The sequence below is a fragment of the Helicobacter pylori genome, assembly GCF_003637685.1.
In the GTDB taxonomy this organism is placed as follows: domain Bacteria; phylum Campylobacterota; class Campylobacteria; order Campylobacterales; family Helicobacteraceae; genus Helicobacter; species Helicobacter pylori_CJ.
The window spans coordinates 268860-285162 of record NZ_MVWW01000001.1 but is presented as its reverse complement, the minus strand read 5'-3'; the positions used below and the strand labels follow the sequence as shown (position 1 = coordinate 285162).

14 protein-coding genes and 1 tRNA gene are annotated in these 16303 nt (G+C 38.9%); 9 read left to right on the top strand and 6 right to left on the bottom strand.

The genetic code is table 11. From position 1 onward, the window contains the following. Positions 1-403 precede the first annotated feature (403 nt). A complete protein-coding gene (locus EAL44_RS01395; RefSeq protein WP_121073894.1) occupies positions 404-1510 on the bottom strand; it encodes an epoxyqueuosine reductase QueH in 1107 nt (368 codons plus the stop codon). Beyond that, complete coding sequence (gene tlpA / locus EAL44_RS01390; protein WP_121073891.1) at positions 1510-3537, bottom strand: methyl-accepting chemotaxis protein TlpA; 2028 nt, start codon at positions 3535-3537, stop codon at positions 1510-1512. Before tlpA ends, EAL44_RS01395 begins: the two co-directional genes overlap by 1 nt. A 195-nt stretch (positions 3538-3732) precedes the next feature. Between tlpA and thrC the strand changes: the two genes are divergently transcribed. Both thrC and EAL44_RS01380 read left to right on the top strand, forming a co-directional pair. Then, a complete protein-coding gene (thrC, locus tag EAL44_RS01385; protein WP_121073888.1) occupies positions 3733-5187 on the top strand; it encodes a threonine synthase in 1455 nt (484 codons plus the stop codon). A 106-nt stretch (positions 5188-5293) separates the two neighbouring features. Continuing rightward, on the top strand, positions 5294-6007 hold the full coding sequence (locus tag EAL44_RS01380; protein ID WP_120910614.1) for a hypothetical protein: 714 nt from the start codon (positions 5294-5296) through the stop codon (positions 6005-6007). A gap of 156 nt (positions 6008-6163) precedes the next feature. On the opposite strand, the gene EAL44_RS01375 is transcribed toward EAL44_RS01380, so the two are convergent. After that, complete coding sequence (locus EAL44_RS01375) at positions 6164-7108, bottom strand: D-2-hydroxyacid dehydrogenase (protein ID WP_121073885.1); 945 nt, start codon at positions 7106-7108, stop codon at positions 6164-6166. 72 nt (positions 7109-7180) lie between these two features. Between EAL44_RS01375 and EAL44_RS01370 the strand changes: the two genes are divergently transcribed. From EAL44_RS01370 to futC1, 3 genes are all read left to right on the top strand, one after another. Beyond that, positions 7181-7711 (top strand): hypothetical protein, encoded by a 531-nt coding sequence (locus tag EAL44_RS01370; protein ID WP_121073882.1) that lies wholly within the window; start codon positions 7181-7183, stop codon positions 7709-7711. 95 nt (positions 7712-7806) lie between these two features. Next, complete coding sequence (locus EAL44_RS01365) at positions 7807-8280, top strand: O-fucosyltransferase family protein (protein WP_121073879.1); 474 nt, start codon at positions 7807-7809, stop codon at positions 8278-8280. Then, complete coding sequence (futC1, locus tag EAL44_RS01360) at positions 8264-8704, top strand: alpha-(1,2)-fucosyltransferase FutC1 (RefSeq protein ID WP_121073876.1); 441 nt, start codon at positions 8264-8266, stop codon at positions 8702-8704. Before EAL44_RS01365 ends, futC1 begins: the two co-directional genes overlap by 17 nt. A 19-nt stretch (positions 8705-8723) precedes the next feature. On the opposite strand, the gene EAL44_RS01355 is transcribed toward futC1, so the two are convergent. From EAL44_RS01355 to EAL44_RS01345, 3 genes are all read right to left on the bottom strand, one after another. Beyond that, positions 8724-9548 (bottom strand): DNA-methyltransferase, encoded by an 825-nt coding sequence (locus EAL44_RS01355; RefSeq protein ID WP_121073873.1) that lies wholly within the window; start codon positions 9546-9548, stop codon positions 8724-8726. Then, positions 9514-10557, bottom strand: a complete 1044-nt coding sequence (locus EAL44_RS01350; protein ID WP_121073870.1) for an HTH domain-containing protein — start codon at positions 10555-10557, stop codon at positions 9514-9516. The genes EAL44_RS01355 and EAL44_RS01350 overlap by 35 nt, the downstream gene beginning before the upstream one ends. A 218-nt stretch (positions 10558-10775) precedes the next feature. Beyond that, positions 10776-10867, bottom strand: a tRNA-Ser gene (locus EAL44_RS01345). A 132-nt stretch (positions 10868-10999) separates the two neighbouring features. Here EAL44_RS01345 and fabD point away from each other — a divergent pair. The 4 genes from fabD to EAL44_RS01325 all read left to right on the top strand — a co-directional run bounded on the left by fabD (position 11000) and on the right by EAL44_RS01325 (position 16291). Continuing rightward, on the top strand, positions 11000-11929 hold the full coding sequence (fabD, locus tag EAL44_RS01340; RefSeq protein ID WP_121073867.1) for an ACP S-malonyltransferase: 930 nt from the start codon (positions 11000-11002) through the stop codon (positions 11927-11929). A gap of 10 nt (positions 11930-11939) precedes the next feature. Beyond that, positions 11940-12635 (top strand): 5'-methylthioadenosine/adenosylhomocysteine nucleosidase, encoded by a 696-nt coding sequence (locus EAL44_RS01335; RefSeq protein WP_121073864.1) that lies wholly within the window; start codon positions 11940-11942, stop codon positions 12633-12635. 223 nt (positions 12636-12858) lie between these two features. Next, complete coding sequence (rpoD, locus tag EAL44_RS01330; RefSeq protein ID WP_121073861.1) at positions 12859-14898, top strand: RNA polymerase sigma factor RpoD; 2040 nt, start codon at positions 12859-12861, stop codon at positions 14896-14898. A gap of 19 nt (positions 14899-14917) precedes the next feature. Next, positions 14918-16291: a C40 family peptidase gene (locus EAL44_RS01325; RefSeq protein ID WP_121073858.1), complete on the top strand. Its 1374-nt coding sequence runs from the start codon at positions 14918-14920 to the stop codon at positions 16289-16291. The last annotated feature ends 12 nt before the right edge of the window (positions 16292-16303 follow it).

The window sequence follows — 16303 nt, the reverse complement described above, 5'->3', positions numbered from 1 at the left end:
CAGCCTTAAACTTTTTACGGCTATTGTGCCTAATCATCTTAAATTGACTTTAAATTACTTGCATGTTTTGACTAAGCATGACCCCTAATTATACACAATGCTATATTTTACAATGATATATTGTTTTAATTTTTGTTCTCATCAAGCATGGATCACTAGAGCCAACTTTAACATTCTTTAATTTTAAAAAAACGGGGTTTTTAGGTTTTGCCTTAAACTCATTTTTGGGAATAAGTGAGGTATAAAACGCTAGCAACATTTTAACTCTAGCTTGTGCAAAAATTTTAGACCCTAACAACTCCAAATTTTCACGACAAAAAAGACAATTCAAAATTATTATTTGCTTAATTGCAGTTCAAAACAAGCTAAAAAGCCATAAAATGAAGCAACTAAAACCCCAAGCTTACAGCAAATAAAACACCTTTTCTTCTTGAAAAATGCTTTTAATTTCTACAAAAAGGGTTTTTTCTGTGCGTTCTTCTAGCACGATAATAGGGTTAATACTCTCGCTCCCGCTCACTAACGCCCTTAAAGACAACTCTTCTTCATAACTTAAGGGGTTAAGGTTTAACTCTTTTAGATTATCGTAGTTTTTTGCCATAAGGGTATTAAGGCCTTCTAAAGTTAAAAACAAGGTTTCATCTCTTTGGCTATAACCCACTAGAGCGCTTAAACGCTGAGAAAAAACCCACCTTAAATCGTTGATCCTAACCTTAGCCTTACTTTTAGAGCGCACTAAAATGCAGCAATTCAAGGGGTTTGAATTTTTAGAAAGCCACACGCCCCCATTTAATAAGCGGTAAGTTGCGATCGTTTTTTGGGCTAAAAAAGGCTTATTAGCGTCCTTTTTAGCTGCGTCTAGTTCTCTAAAAACTTGCGTTCTTTCTTCAATACTTGCGGGTAAAATCTGGCGTTTTAAAGGCGAATAAAGTTCAAAGGGGCTTCTGTTTTGAGATTCTTTTTGGATTTTTAAAGCGAATTGGCAACCGCAATAATTTTGCCTATAAAGCTCGTTTTCTCTCGCCAAAGCCTGCAAGTTTAAATCCAACTCGCTCTTAAAATGTTCAAAGTTATCGTTTCTAAACACAATAAATTCCAAATTGTGCCTTTGCGCGATGCTCTGCCCCTTAGCGATGAGCTGGTTAGGGTCTTTTTTAGGGCTTGTGAGTAAGGTGGTGGTGAATCTTTCTTCCCCTAATTCAAAGGCTTTCAAAGCGCTCGCCTCTAAGCGTAAGTCAAAGCACTCAAAACAGCGTTCGCTTTTTTCCCCTAACAATTCCTTACCCTTAGCTTTGTCTAAAAATTTTTCTAATTCATAATCGCCCTCAAGCAATTCAATTTCTAGCATCTCGCAAGTGCGTTTCACATCCTCTAAACGCAACAAGTATTCGCTATAAGGGTGGATATTGGGGTTATAAAAAAACCCTATCATTTTTTCACCCACAAAAGCCTCTTTAGCCTTTTTTAAAAAATACAGATTATCCACCGAGCAGCAAATATGAATGAGCATTAAAACTGCTTTTTATTCACATCTTCTAAGATATCGTTAGAGACTTTGTCAATTTCTTGACTGATTTCTAACGAATCGCTAGCGATTTTTAGATTGCCCTCAGTAACCGATCTTAAGGCTTCAATAGAAGCGTTGATCTCTTCTACTTCTTTAACCTGGTTTTTAATGCTCTCGCTCGTGTCTGAAATGCTTTGAACTAAAATATTGATATTGGCTTCAATTTCGCTGAGCGATTTTTGCGTCCTTTCAGCGAGCTTCCTCACCTCATCAGCCACCACCGCAAAGCCTCTGCCATGCTCGCCGGCTCTTGCGGCTTCAATAGCGGCGTTTAGGGCTAATAGATTCGTTTGATCGGCAATATCTCTAATGATTTCTACAATGCTTTTAATGTCTTGCCCTTGCTCAATCATCGCTTCACTTTGAGAGCTCACGCCTTGAATGGAAGTGGTGATATTTTCTATCGTTTTGGAAGTTTCCATTAAGCTTTTGTGTTGGGAGTTGGAAGCCTTTTCTAAATTCTGCACGCATTCTTTTAAATTCGCGCTGTCGTTCGCTAGATCTTTGGCAAAATTAGACGAAGTTTCTAGCATTTTTTGGATTTCTTGCCCTAAAGCGTTAGTAACCAATTCCACCCTACCCGAAGCGTTTTGGATCCGGCCTCTAAAATCCAAACCAGAATAGCTTTCAAAGATTTTGAAAATGCTTGGCATGTGAGTCCCCACGCTTTCTTGCAAATAATCCATGATCCCGTTTAGCGCGTCCCTCAATTCTTTCAAATCAGGGCTTGCGGGTTCAGCGTTAATGCGCACTGCAAAATTCCCTGCTTTCACATCTGAAACCACTTTAATGGTGTCTTGGACGGCTTGCCTATCTTCTTGCATGGTTTTTTGGGTTTGCAAGATATTTTTATTGATCGCTGTTTGCATGCGCCCTAATTCGTCATTGGATTTCGCTTCAATCAATTTAATATCGCTAGAATGGGCTTGATTGTTCAATAATTTAAAGAAATGAGACAAGGTGCTAGAAACGACTTCCAAACGATTGCTCACGATCGCTCGCATTAAAAGAGTGATCGCTATGATTAAGGCTAACACCATGATCGCGCTCGCTACAATTACCACAAAACGCACCGAGCCTACTTGCTCATAAACCTTGTCTTTTTCAATGATTAAAGCGATCATCCAATTAAGATTGTCTTTACTTTCTGCTTTGCCTAGCATTTTAAAGGTTTCAACGGCTAAAAAATTCTCCTTATGGCTAAAGGGATCCAAGTATTCTAAAGTCGCTTTAGAGCCATTTTCTAAAATAGCCAACACTTCGTTGGTGGCTTTAGGCACGCTCTTATAAATTTCGGTGATGGACTTGTCTTGCAAATTTTTATTCGCGCTCAAAAGCACTTTACCTTTAACGCCAATTAAAAAGAGATCGCTCCTGTTTTTAGTGATTTCATTACTGAAGCTGTCAATGGAAAAGAAGATCATCAAAGCCCCCACCACTTCTTGCGTGTTTTCCTTGAATAAGGGTAAAAGAACATTAATCCCATAAACCTCCTTACCATCAGGCATTTTCCTGTAATAAGGCAAGCTTTTAGAAATTTCTTTATTTTTCATCGCTTTTTGCACTAGAGAGTTATTCCCTAATGACGGGTTTTCCATCAATTTAATCGTATCGTTATCCCTTAAAAGCGTCAGTCTTAAATCTTCTCTGTCTTTAAAAAACATGCCCACCCCAGCGACATGCGAATTGGCTAAAATGAAGTTTTTTAACAAGTGGATTTTAATTTCTCTTTTGGTGTCTTTAGGGAGCATTTCTTTGACAATGCTCATGCTCGTATAAGTGTTTTCCAAAACCCCTTGCACTTCCTTAACCTTAAAATGCAAACTATCTTGCATAGAACGCAAGGTGTTTTCTTTTAAAATTTCTTTCACCCTGCTGTTCAAGGACACCCCTAAAATGCTCACGCACACGATCACAATCAACGCCACCCACAATATGATTTTATTACCGATACTCAAACCTTTAGACAAAACACAACCTTACTATGATGAAATTTTTTGCCTATTTGTGGCAAAATTTTAAACCGCATTATAGTATTATAAGCATAAATCCAAAATTAAACTGAATTAAAAAAACGATCAATCATTCTCATTAAAAACCATTTTTAAGGTTGCATTCGCTCTTTTAGGGTATGCTACGGCTAAAAATTATAGTAAGGAAGAATAATGCCTTTTGTCCCCACGCGCTCTTTGAAAGAAAAAAAGATTGATTTTATTGAAGCAATATTAAACCCCAACGCCCCCAAAGGTGGGCTTTACACTTTAGAGCGTTTTGAAACGCTAGAATGGCAAGATTGTTTGAGTCTGAGCTATAGTGAGCTGGTAGAATGCGTGTTTGAACGATTGGGATTAGAGATTCCTAAAGGTTTATTGACAAGCGCTTTAAAACGCTATGAAAATTTTGATAACCCTAAAAACCCGGCCCCTATTTTTGCGCTCAATGAAAGGCTTTTTGTCCAAGAGCTCTACCATGGGCCTAGTTTGGCGTTTAAAGACATGGCGTTACAGCCTTTAGCGAGCTTGTTTTCTAATCTAGCGGTGGGGAAAAACGAAAAGTATTTGGTGTTAGTATCCACAAGTGGGGATACCGGCCCTGCGACTTTAGAAGGTTTAGCGGGCATGCCTAATGTTTTTGTGGTGTGTTTATACCCTAAAGACGGCACAAGCTTAGTCCAAAAACTCCAAATGGTAACCCAAAACGCTAGCAATTTAAAGGTTTTTGGGGTGAGTGGGGACTTTGATGATGCGCAAAACGCGCTCAAAAACCTTTTAAAAGACGACGATTTTAACGAAGCTTTAAAAGCGCGCCAATTAAAATTAAGCGTGGCTAATTCCGTGAATTTTGGGCGCATCGCTTTTCAAATCGTCTATCATATTTGGGGCTTTTTAGAATTGTATAAAAAAGGTGCGATCAATTCTAAAGAAAAAATCACCCTAGCCATACCCAGCGGTAATTTTGGGAACGCTTTAGGGGCGTTTTATGCCAAAAAAATGGGCTTGAATATCGCTAAAATCAAGGTGGTAACCAACAGCAATGATGTTTTAAGGGAGTTTATAGAGACAGGGCGTTACGATTTAACCCACCGCTCTTTAAAGCAAACTTTCTCGCCGGCTATGGATATTTTAAAAAGCTCTAACGTGGAAAGGGTGCTTTTTAGCCTTTTTGGGTTTGAACGCACGCTAGAATTGATGCAAGCTTTAGAAGAAGAGAAATTTTATGCCTTAAAGCCTAAAGAATTAGCCCTTTTACAGGAGCATTTTTCTTGCGCGAGCTGCTCAGATGAAGATTGTTTGAAAACCATTCAAGAAGTTTATGCAGAGCACCAATACCTGATTGACCCCCACACCGCCACCGCTTTAAACGCCAGCTTGAAAACCCACGAAAAAACCCTTGTTTCTGCCACCGCCTCTTATGAGAAATTCCCTAAAACCACCCTTTTAGCCCTAAACGAGCAAAAAAAAGACGATAAAGCCGCCCTAGAAGCACTAAAAAACAGCTACAATACCCCAGATAGCCAACGCCTTGATGATTTGTTTGAGAGAGGAATCAAGCACCAAGAAGTTTTAAAACTCAATGAGATCAAATCTTCTATTCTTTTGTGGCTAGAAAGCCTACATTAAATCTTTTTTAAGCCCTTATTCCTAATAAAATCTTAATTTTAAGTCAAACTACACTATAATAAGGAAATTCTAAACGAAGATTAAACTTTAAATGAAAGGGATTTTGATGAAAAAAATCATTTTAGTAGCGATAGCCTTACTGATGAGCGCTTGCGCGAGCTATAAGATCACGCCTGAACATGTTACATCTTATAATAATGGGATTCAAGTGATGACCTCCACGCAAGCCAAGTCTAAAGTCCAGCTAGAAATCGCTCAAAGCAAATTGAAAGGTTTGAATGAATCCCCCTTAGTGCTGTATGTAGCGGCGCAAGTTTTAGAGGGAAATCCTGTGGTGTTTAGCCGTAAAGCCATTTCGGTGTCTATCAACCAAACGAATTTACCGGTCTTAAGCCTGAGACAGGTGATGAAATCCAGTTTTGATTTTGAGGGCATTTTACAAAGCTTTAATATCAGCGTGCCGACCGCCCCTATTGATAATATCAATATGATCACCCCACCTATGTTTTATTATGGGCAAGGGAGTTTTTTAGCTTATAACGGCATGATGTATGGGGGAATGGGCATGTATGGGCCTGGCTTTGGCATGATGATGATGGATGATGTAGAAGAGCAAGAGGTCATGCAAGAAAGCCGCCAGGCTTTAAAGATCCTAGCGATCAATTATCTTAAAAACAACACCCTTAATGTTGAAGGTAAGGCTAGGGGAGGGTTTGTGGTAGTGGATACCAAAAATCTTAAAACCCCGGGCGTGGTGGTGGTTAAAGTCTTTTTAGAAGATGAAATCCACACCTTTAAAATTGATATTTCTAAGGCTTAATCGCTCTCTGTCATAAAAGCCTTTGGGGGTCAATCCACCTAAAGGCTTTTTCTTAATGGGTTAAAAACGATTAAACCCTACTCCATTTTTTAGATTTTATGGTAAAAAAGAAAAAAACTCAAACAATCAAACCCACCTCTCCATAAAATCCTACTTTTATTTTTGAGAAGCTAAAAAATCTTGGATATTTTCTTTGGTTTTTTCTATCAAGGTTTTCAAGCTGTCGCTATACGCCCATGCGATATGGGGGGTTAAAAGCAATTTGTTTTGGATCTTTGGGTTCAAAAACGCATGATCTTTTTCAAAAGGCTCTTTCACAAACACATCGCTCGCGTAATACAAATCTTTGGTTTCTAAAGTTAAAGCCAGATCCTTTTCATTCACAATGCCCCCACGCCCCACATTGATCAAAATCGCCCCATCTTTTAGGCTTTGCAATTCTTTGAGAGCGATTAAATCGCGCGTGCTTTCATTTAAGGGGGCATGAATGCTGATAATGCCGCTTGTTTTAAGCAATTCCTCTAAATTCAAGCGCTCATACTCTTCTTTTTTATCTTTAGGGGAATAATACACCACCTTTGCCCCGAAAGCTTGAGCGAGCTTAGCAACTCTTTTACCGATGGTGCCTAAACCAATAACCCCCCATTGACCCCCCTTAATAAGCCCCATTTTCATATCGCTAATGTGCGTAAAAATATCGCTTTGACTATATTCCCCGCTTTTACAATAACGATCGTAATCATTGATCCTCCCCAACAAAGACAACGCGCACGCTAAAGTGTGCTGGGCTACAGATTCCGTAGAATAAGCGCTCACATTTTTGACTTCTATGCCTAAAGCTTTCGCGCTTTTTATATCCACATTATCCGTGCCTGTAGCGGTGATGCAAATGAGTTTGAGTTTAGGCAATTGGCTTAAAACCTCTTGGGTGATAACGACTTTATTCAATACCATGATTTCAGCTTCAATTGATCGTTCAACGATTTGACTGGGCGGAGTAACCTCATAAAAATCAAAATCCGCCACTTCTTTTAAAACTTCTAGTGCTTTTAACCCCACGCTTTTAGCGTCTAATATTACGCCTTTTTTGAATGTTTTCATGCCTTTACTCCTAGATTTAATTTTAAAGTTATATAATTAAACCATAAAATCCTTTTTTAAAAGAAATTAAACATGCCAAAACCTAAGAAAAACACTCTCCCTTGTAGCCTTTCTATCAAAATGTCTTATTTCATGCGTCTCCTCATTAAATGGCGCACCCGCTCTTTAAGCCATAAAATGATGACTCTAGTTCAAATTTTAAGTATTTTAGCCTTAGCGAGCAAGGCTAGTGAAGATTTAGAAGAGCAGCTCAAAAAAATCAAAGACTACATTTATAGAACCCTAAACGCTAAAATCGCATCGGATGTGTATAACCGGGTGCTTATTTTAGTGAATGAATATTGCGCTAATGAAGAATTGTTTGATAAAGAGAGCGTTAAAATTTCAGATTTACTCATTCAAGACATCCAGCTTTACGCTTTAGTAGATGAAATGCTTAAAGAGGATAAATACCAGGTCCAATACACCATTTTAAAGGGCATCATCAAGCGCAAATACGATGAGGCCTACTCGCTCAATAGCGAAGACAGGATTCTTTTAGAATACCAAGAACGCTTGCTAGAGCCCTCATACGCGTCTTTTTCAAATAAAAAATTCAAATGATTTGAAAGCGTTACCCCACTTTTTAGGATTTTATTGAAAAAGGGTTTTAAAATAAGCTAAAATGAGCGTTTTATTTGACAATATAAAGGGATTGAATGGCTTTTAAGGTGGTGCAAATTTGCGGGGGGCTTGGGAATCAAATGTTTCAATACGCTTTCGCTAAAAGTTTGCAAAAACACCTTAATACGCCCGTGCTATTAGATACAACTTCTTTTGATTGGAGCAATAGGAAAATGCAATTAGAACTTTTCCCTATTGATTTGCCCTATGCGAGTGAAAAAGAAATCGCTATCGCTAAAATGCAACACCTCCCCAAGCTAGTAAGAGACGCGCTCAAATGCATGGGATTTGATAGGGTGAGTCAAGAAATCGTTTTTGAATACGAGCCTAAATTGTTAAAGCCAAGCCGCTTGACTTATTTTTATGGTTACTTCCAAGATCCACGATATTTTGATGCTATATCCCCTTTAATCAAGCAAACCTTCACCCTACCCCCCCCCCAGAAAATGGAAATAATAAAAAAAAGAGGAAGAATACCACCGCAAACTTGCTTTGATTTTAGCCGCTAAAAACAGCGTGTTTGCGCATATAAGAAGAGGGGATTATGTGGGGATTGGTTGTCAGCTTGGTATTGATTATCAAAAAAAGGCGGTTGAGTATATGGCAAAGCGCGTGCCAAACATGGAGCTTTTTGTATTTTGCGAAGACTTAACATTCACGCAAAATCTTGATCTTGGCTACCCTTTTATGGACATGACCACTAGGGATAAAGACGAAGAAGCGTATTGGGACATGCTGCTCATGCAATCTTGTCAGCATGGCATTATCGCTAACAGCACTTATAGCTGGTGGGCGGCTTATTTGATAAACAATCCAGAAAAAATCATTATTGGCCCCAAACACTGGCTTTTTGGGCATGAAAATATCCTTTGTAAGGAATGGGTGAAAATAGAATCCCATTTTGAGGTGAAATCCCAAAAGTATAACGCTTAAACTAACTCAAAGAAAAGGCTTATTGGAAATTTAAATCTTTGATTTTAGATCGGATTTCTTGATAGCGAGCGTCTAATTCTAATTTTCTGTTCATGGATATTTTGATAAATTCGCTTTCTTTTTCTATACCGATAAATTCCCTTTTCAAAAGATTGGCCGCAATGCCTGTGGTGGAGCTCCCGCTAAAAGGATCGCCAATGAGAGAATTTTCATCGCTCGCCATTAAAAGTAAGCGCACTAATAGCGCGAGGGGTTTTTGAGTGGGGTGCTTGCCGTTTGTTTTTTCCCAAGGCGCGATCGCTGGGAAGCTCCACACATCGCGCATTTGTTTATCGTTATTGATCTTTTTTAAAACCTCATAGTTAAAAACATGCTTGTGTTTGCGGCTTTTTCTCGCCCAAATGATTTGCTCAGCTGAATGCGTCAAATAACGGCAGCTGAAATTGGGAGGAGGGTTGGTTTTTTGCCAGGTGATGAGATTTAAAATCTTAAAATCCAATTTTTGTAAAATGCGCCCCAAAGAAAAGATGTTGTGGTAAGTCCCGCTGATTAAAAGGCTTCCTGTGTTTTTTAAAGCCTTTTTGGCGTTGTTTATCCACTGGTAATTAAACTCATCAATATCGTCAATCCCGTCTTCTTTATCCCAATCGCCTTTATTGACGCTCACAATCTTACCGCTCTGTATGCTTAAACCGTCATTAGAAAGGAAATAAGGCGGATCAGCAAAAATCAAATCAAAAGCATTTTCAAATTGGGGTAAAACCTCATTACAATCCCCTTGATAAAGAGTGAAAAGCTCGTCTGCGCTTTTAAAAATGGGACAAGAAAGATAAGGCGCTCCCATTTTTTCCTGCTTTAATGCCTTTATCTTCAATGTGTTTTTCAATGTGTTTTTGCATTGCTTCATCATCAAGCACTTCATCAAAAAACTCCCCCATATCCACTGCCGTATCAAGTCCTTTTTCAATTTGCGTGTTAATCCTTTCCATAAAAGGCTTAAAATCTTTCGGACTTTGTTCTATAAGCATGTTAAGTGTGGGTATATCAATCTCCCTTTCTTTAGCTGGCAACAAGATTTTGGAGTTTGAAATCTCAGATTCCAGCTTGATAACCCCTATACCAAAGCTTTGGTTGAGTCGTTTTAATTCATCCAAAACTTTATCTTTATATTTATCTTTAATCCCAAAAACCACCAAATACCCCTCATTAGCCCAAGTAGAATTGCTCACCGCTTGAAAATAGCTTTCTTTTAAATTGGAAAAACTAAGCTCTTTTTTAAGCTCAAAGGAAAAAAGCTTGTGTCTTTTTTGACCGGTATGGTGTAAAAATTTCAAAGTTTCTTCTTTATATTTATTGTAGGGAAAATATTTATTATAGGGAAAATACACGCCCACGATGTCAGGATAATTCCACTTGCATTCGCCCCCTTCGCCTTTTTTACATTCTTCATGGCGGATGGTTTTGCATAGGAGCTTGAAATTTGGATCTTCGCTGAGGAATTTCACAAGCAGTGGGTGTAAAACCCTTTCATGAAAAGAGTTTTTTTGTTTTTTGGCTGTGCCTGAACACTCGCTCTGTTCATCATCTCCTTCTTTGGCATCTGGGGTTTTTTGTGGAGAAAATTCTCTTTCACGAGATTTGAGCCAATAACGAAAGGGTTCTTCTTCTCTATTTATAACATAAAATTGCTTCTTGTCTTGACCAAGCACACTTCCAAGACTATGAGAAAGTATTTTTCCGCCGTTGCGTTCTTTATCCAATCCCATTTCACAAGCTCTCTCCCAAATTTCTTTAACGCTCAAAGGCTCCTCTGCTTGTTCTAAAACTTTTTTACCTAATTCTCTGTAAGTCATGTTCTTTCTTTTTTGTGATTATGAGCAGAAGCAATTATACTCAAAATGTTTGAAAATACCATAGCGGATTGATAGGGTTTAGGCTGGGTGTCTCTCTTCACCCAACCTAAAATTTGTATTTGTAAAATCTGTAAAAGGAGTGTCGTAAAAGGAGTGCTTAGAAACTATGGTGTCTCGTTAATACATTCTAAACAAAAAGTTTTTAAAGGCAAAAAGGCTGGCGGACAGGGAGGGATTCGAACCCTCGGTAACCTTGACGGCTACGCATCCTTAGCAGGGATGTGGTTTCAGCCAACTCACCCACCTGTCCTCATTCACAAAGTAGAATTATAGTAAAAATAAGTTAAAATAAACCTTAAACTTTAATGGTTTCTAAACAAAACTAAGGGCTTTTATATTACAATTTTAAATTATGGATTAATAAAACTTAAAGGATAACACCATGCAATACGCGCTATTATTTCCAGGGCAAGGCTCGCAATGTATAGGAATGGGAAAATCATTCTATGAGAGCCACACCCTAGCCAAAGAATTGTTTGAAAGGGCTTCTAACGCGCTTAAAGTGGATATGAAAAAAACGCTTTTTGAAGAAAACGAGCTTTTAAAAGAGAGCGCTTACACCCAGCCTGCCATTTATTTAGTGAGCTATATCGCTTACCAACTACTCAACAAGCAAGTAAATGGGGGGTTAAAACCTGTTTTTGCTTTAGGGCATTCGCTCGGTGAAATGAGCGCGGTGTCTTTGAGCGGGGCGTTGGATTTTGAAAAAGCCCTTAAACTCACGCACCAAAGAGGCAAAATGATGCAAGAAGCGTGCGCGAATAAAGACGCTTCTATGATGGTCGTTTTGGGCGTTTCTGAAGAGAGCCTTTTGAGTTTGTGTCAAAGGACCAAAAATGTGTGGTGCGCGAATTTCAATGGCGGCATGCAAGTGGTTTTAGCCGGGATTAAAGACGATTTGAAAGCCCTAGAGCCGACTTTAAAGGAAATGGGGGCTAAAAGGGTGGTTTTTTTAGAAATGAGCGTGGCGAGCCATTGCCCTTTTTTAGAGCCTATGATTTTTAAATTCCAGGAATTGCTAGAAAAAAGCCTGAAAGATAAATTCCATTTTGAAATCATCTCCAATGCGACTAACGAAGCGTATCACAACAAAGCCAAAGCCGTTGAATTATTGAGCTTGCAACTCACTCAGCCGGTGCGTTATCAAGACTGCGTGAAATCTAACAACGACCGAGTGGATGTCTTTTTTGAATTAGGCTGTGGGAGTGTGTTAAAGGGGCTTAACAAACGCTTGAGCAACAAGCCCACTATAAGCGTGGGGGATCATAAAGGGCTTGATGAAGCCATTGAGTTTTTAGAAGAATACGTGTGATGGGGAGAAAATGGTGCAAAAAATTGGCATTTTAGGGGCGATGAGAGAAGAAATAACCCCTATTTTAGAATTGTTTGGCGTGGGTTTTGAAGAGGTTTCTTTAGGGGGGAATGTTTTCCATAAAGGCGTTTATAATGATAAGGAAATCGTTGTCGCTTATAGCAAGATTGGCAAGGTGCATTCCACTTTAACCACAACAAGCATGATTTTAGCGTTTGGCGTTCAAAAGGTGCTTTTTAGCGGAGTGGCTGGAAGCTTAGTTAAAGATCTAAAAATCAATGATTTGTTAGTGGCTACTCAATTAGTCCAGCATGACGTGGATTTGAGCGCGTTTGATCACCCTTTAGGGTTTATCCCCGAAAGCGCGATTTTTATTGAAACGAGTGGAAGTTTAAACGCTTTAGCTAAAAAGATCGCTAATGAGCAACATATCGCGCTCAAAGAAGGCGTCATCGCATCAGGCGATCAGTTTGTCCATAGCAAAGAAAGGAAAGAGTTTTTAGTTAGCGAATTTAAAGCGAGCGCGGTGGAAATGGAAGGGGCGAGCGTGGCGTTTGTGTGCCAAAAATTTGGCGTGCCATGCTGCGTGTTAAGGAGCATTAGCGATAACGCCGATGAAGAAGCCGGTATGAGCTTTGATGCGTTTTTAGAAAAAAGCGCTCAAACTTCAGCGAAATTCTTAAAAAGCATGGTGGATGAGCTTTAGGTTTGTTTTTATAGGGTTATGGAATGGAATAGTGGAATGTAAAAAAGCTTTTTAGTATTTTTTACATTTTGTGATGAATATTTAATAAAGTGGGGAAAAATTCCAATAATATAATTAGAATTTAAGCTATTTTTTAGTAAAATAGCAGAGGATTAGGTGTATCTTAATCTTATAGACCTGGCTTTTGATTGAAAGCATGGGTTCTTATTTTATGGAGTGTCCAATGAAAAAGAAAGCTAACGAAGAAAAAGCCCCCAAAAGAGCTAAACAGGAAGCCAAAACAGAAACCACACAAGAAATTAAACAAGAAAACAAAGCTAAAGAAAGCAATAAAGCCAAAGAGGGCAAAATTAAAGAAGCCAAAACCAAAGAAAGCAAAGTCAAAGAAACAGCGAAAGAGCCTGTTCCTGTTAAAAAGCTTAGCTTTAATGAAGCGTTAGAAGAATTGTTCGCTAATTCCTTAAGCGATTGCGTTTCTTATGAGTCCATCATTCAAATCAGCACGAAAGTCCCCACTCTAGCCCAAATCAAAAAAATCAAAGAATTGTGCCAAAAATACCAAAAGAAATTGGTCAGCTCTTCAGAATACGCTAAAAAACTCAATGCGATTGACAAGATTAAAAACACCGAAGAAAAGCAAAAAGTTTTAGATGAAGAATTAGAAGACGGCTATGACTTTTTGAAAGAAAAGGATTTTTTAGAGTGGAGCAGGAGCGATAGCCCGGTACGCATGTATTTGCGCGAGATGGGGGATATAAAACTTTTAAGCAAAGATGAAGAGATCGAATTGAGCAAGCAAATCCGCTTGGGCGAAGACATTATTTTAGACGCGATTTGCTCGGTGCCGTATTTGATTGATTTTATCTATGCGTATAAAGACGCTTTAATCAATCGTGAAAGAAGGGTTAAAGAGCTTTTCAGGAGCTTTGATGATGACGATGAAAATAGCGTGAGCGATTCTAAAAAAGATGACGACAGCGAAGAATATGAAGAAAACGAAGAAAGGAAAAAAGTCGTTTCTGAAAAAGACAAGAAGCGTGTAGAAAAGGTTCAAGAAAGCTTTAAAGCCCTAGACAAGGCTAAAAAAGAATGGCTTAAAGCCCTTGAAGCTCCCATAGATGAAAAAGAAGACGAATTGGTGCGTTTATTGACTCTAGCTTACAAACGCCAAACGCTCAAAGACAGACTCTATGATTTAGAGCCTACTAGCAAACTGATTAATGAATTAGTCAAAACGATGGAGACCACTTTAAAAAGCGGCGATGGGTTTGAAAAAGAGTTGAAACGCTTGGAATACAAGCTGCCCTTATTCAATGATGTTTTGATCGCTAACCATAAAAAAATCCTTGCCAATATCACTAACATGACTAAAGAAGATATTATCGCTCAAGTGCCAGAAGCGACTATGGTGAGCGTGTATATGGATCTCAAAAAACTCTTTTTGACTAAAGAAGCGAGCGAAGAAGGCTTTGATTTAGCCCCTAACAAGCTAAAAGAAATTTTAGAGCAAATCAAAAGAGGGAAATTGATTTCCGATCGCGCTAAAAACAAAATGGCTAAATCCAATTTAAGGTTGGTAGTGAGCATCGCTAAACGATTCACGAGCAGAGGCTTACCCTTCTTGGATTTGATTCAAGAGGGTAATATCGGCTTGATGAAAGCAGTGGATAAGTTTGAGCATGAAAAGGGCTTCAAGTTTTCTACCTATGCGACCTGGTGGATCAAGCAAGCTATCAGCAGAGCCATAGCCGATCAAGCCCGCACTATCCGCATCCCCATTCACATGATTGACACGATTAATCGCATCAATAAAGTCATGCGCAAACACATTCAAGAAACCGGCAAAGAGCCTGATTTAGAAGTGGTGGCTGAAGAAGTGGGGCTTTCGTTAGATAAAGTGAAGAATGTGATTAAGGTTACTAAAGAGCCTATCAGTTTGGAAACCCCAGTCGGCAATGATGATGACGGCAAATTTGGGGATTTCGTGGAAGATAAAAATATCGTTAGCTCCATTGATCATATCATGCGAGAAGATTTGAAAGCACAAATTGAAAGCGTTTTGGATCAGTTGAATGAGCGAGAAAAAGCGGTGATCCGCATGCGTTTTGGGCTTTTAGACGATGAAAGCGATCGAACTTTAGAAGAAATCGGCAAGGAATTGAATGTTACTAGAGAAAGGGTGCGCCAGATTGAAAGCTCTGCGATCAAAAAATTGAGAAGCCCGCAATACGGGCGCATTTTAAGAAACTATTTGCGCATTTGACATTAAGGTTCTCTAAAGCATGCGTTATTTTCTTGTAGTTTTCTTGTTTTTGTTTGTGGGTTGCATGAAAAAGGATTTCACGCTCAAAGATTTATCCTTGCCCCAAGAGGCTTCAAGCTATCTTGCAAGCTCTCAAAATGGCAGTCATAATAACCAAAGCATTGACCCCCAAGCGTTAAGAGAAAATCTAAAAGAGAGCTATCTCAAAGCGTGGTATTCCCCATGGCTAGATGCGAAAGTCAAAAGCAATAAAAAAGAAGTGTTTTGGATCCTTAAGGAGATGAATAAATCCACCGGTTATGGCGAAGATCTAAAGCCCAACGCAAAAGCTTTCAATGATGAGCTTATTAAAAGCATGGATATTGAGCATTACCCGAGCGCTAAGATTAAGGCTGTTGTGGTGCGAGATAGCGATGTAAGGGCTGTGCCTACTAACAAGCCTTATTATCTTTCTCAAAAAGGCTATCCTTTTGATAGGTATCAAAATTCGCTGATTTTTCAAGGCACGCCGGTTCTAGTCACGCATTTTAATCTAGATAAAACTTACGCCCACATTCAAAGCAGTTTTGTTTATGGCTGGATTAAAGTTAGCGATTTAGCCTACATGCGCGATAAAGACATAGAACTTTTAACCAAGCTTAAAAATTATGTCATGCCTATAAAAGATAAAATCCCCCTTTATACAGACTATGGGGATTTTTATACCAATGCTAGGGTGGGTGAATTGTTCGCTCTCATCCCCCAAAGTCAAAAAACATCTCAAAACCCCCAAAAAAAGGAATTGAAAGCCTATGGCTTTTTGAGAGACGCTAAGGGTTATGCAGCTTTACAAAGCGTGATCTTAGATGAAAAGGATTTTTTTGTTTTCCCTAAGGCTTTTAACAGCGAGAACATGGCGTATTTTATAGACACCATGCTAGGGCAAAAATACGGCTGGGGTGGGCTATTAGGCAACAGAGATTGCTCGGCTTTCACTAGAGATAGTTTTGCTAATTTTGGTATTTTGCTCCCCAGAAATTCCTACGCGCAAAGCCGTTATGCGAACAATTATGTGGATTTAAGCTCCATGAAAACCAAAGAAAAAGAAGATTACATCCTTAAAAACGCCACGCCTTTTGGAACACTCATCTATTTAAAAGGGCATATCATGCTCTATTTGGGCGAACGCAACCATCAAGCGATAGTCGCTCACAGCATTTGGTCGGTGCAAACCCAAAAGCATTTTAAAACCTTGAGCCATAAAATAGGAGGCGTGGTGATCACTTCATTATGGTTAGCCGAAGAACATAATGGGGCGTTTTCTAAAAAGAAATTATTGATTGATAGGGTGCTTGGAATGAGCGATTTGAAAGATTTCATGCTTAAAACTTCAAGCCCTTTGAATGCGAATTGATTTTCTTATACT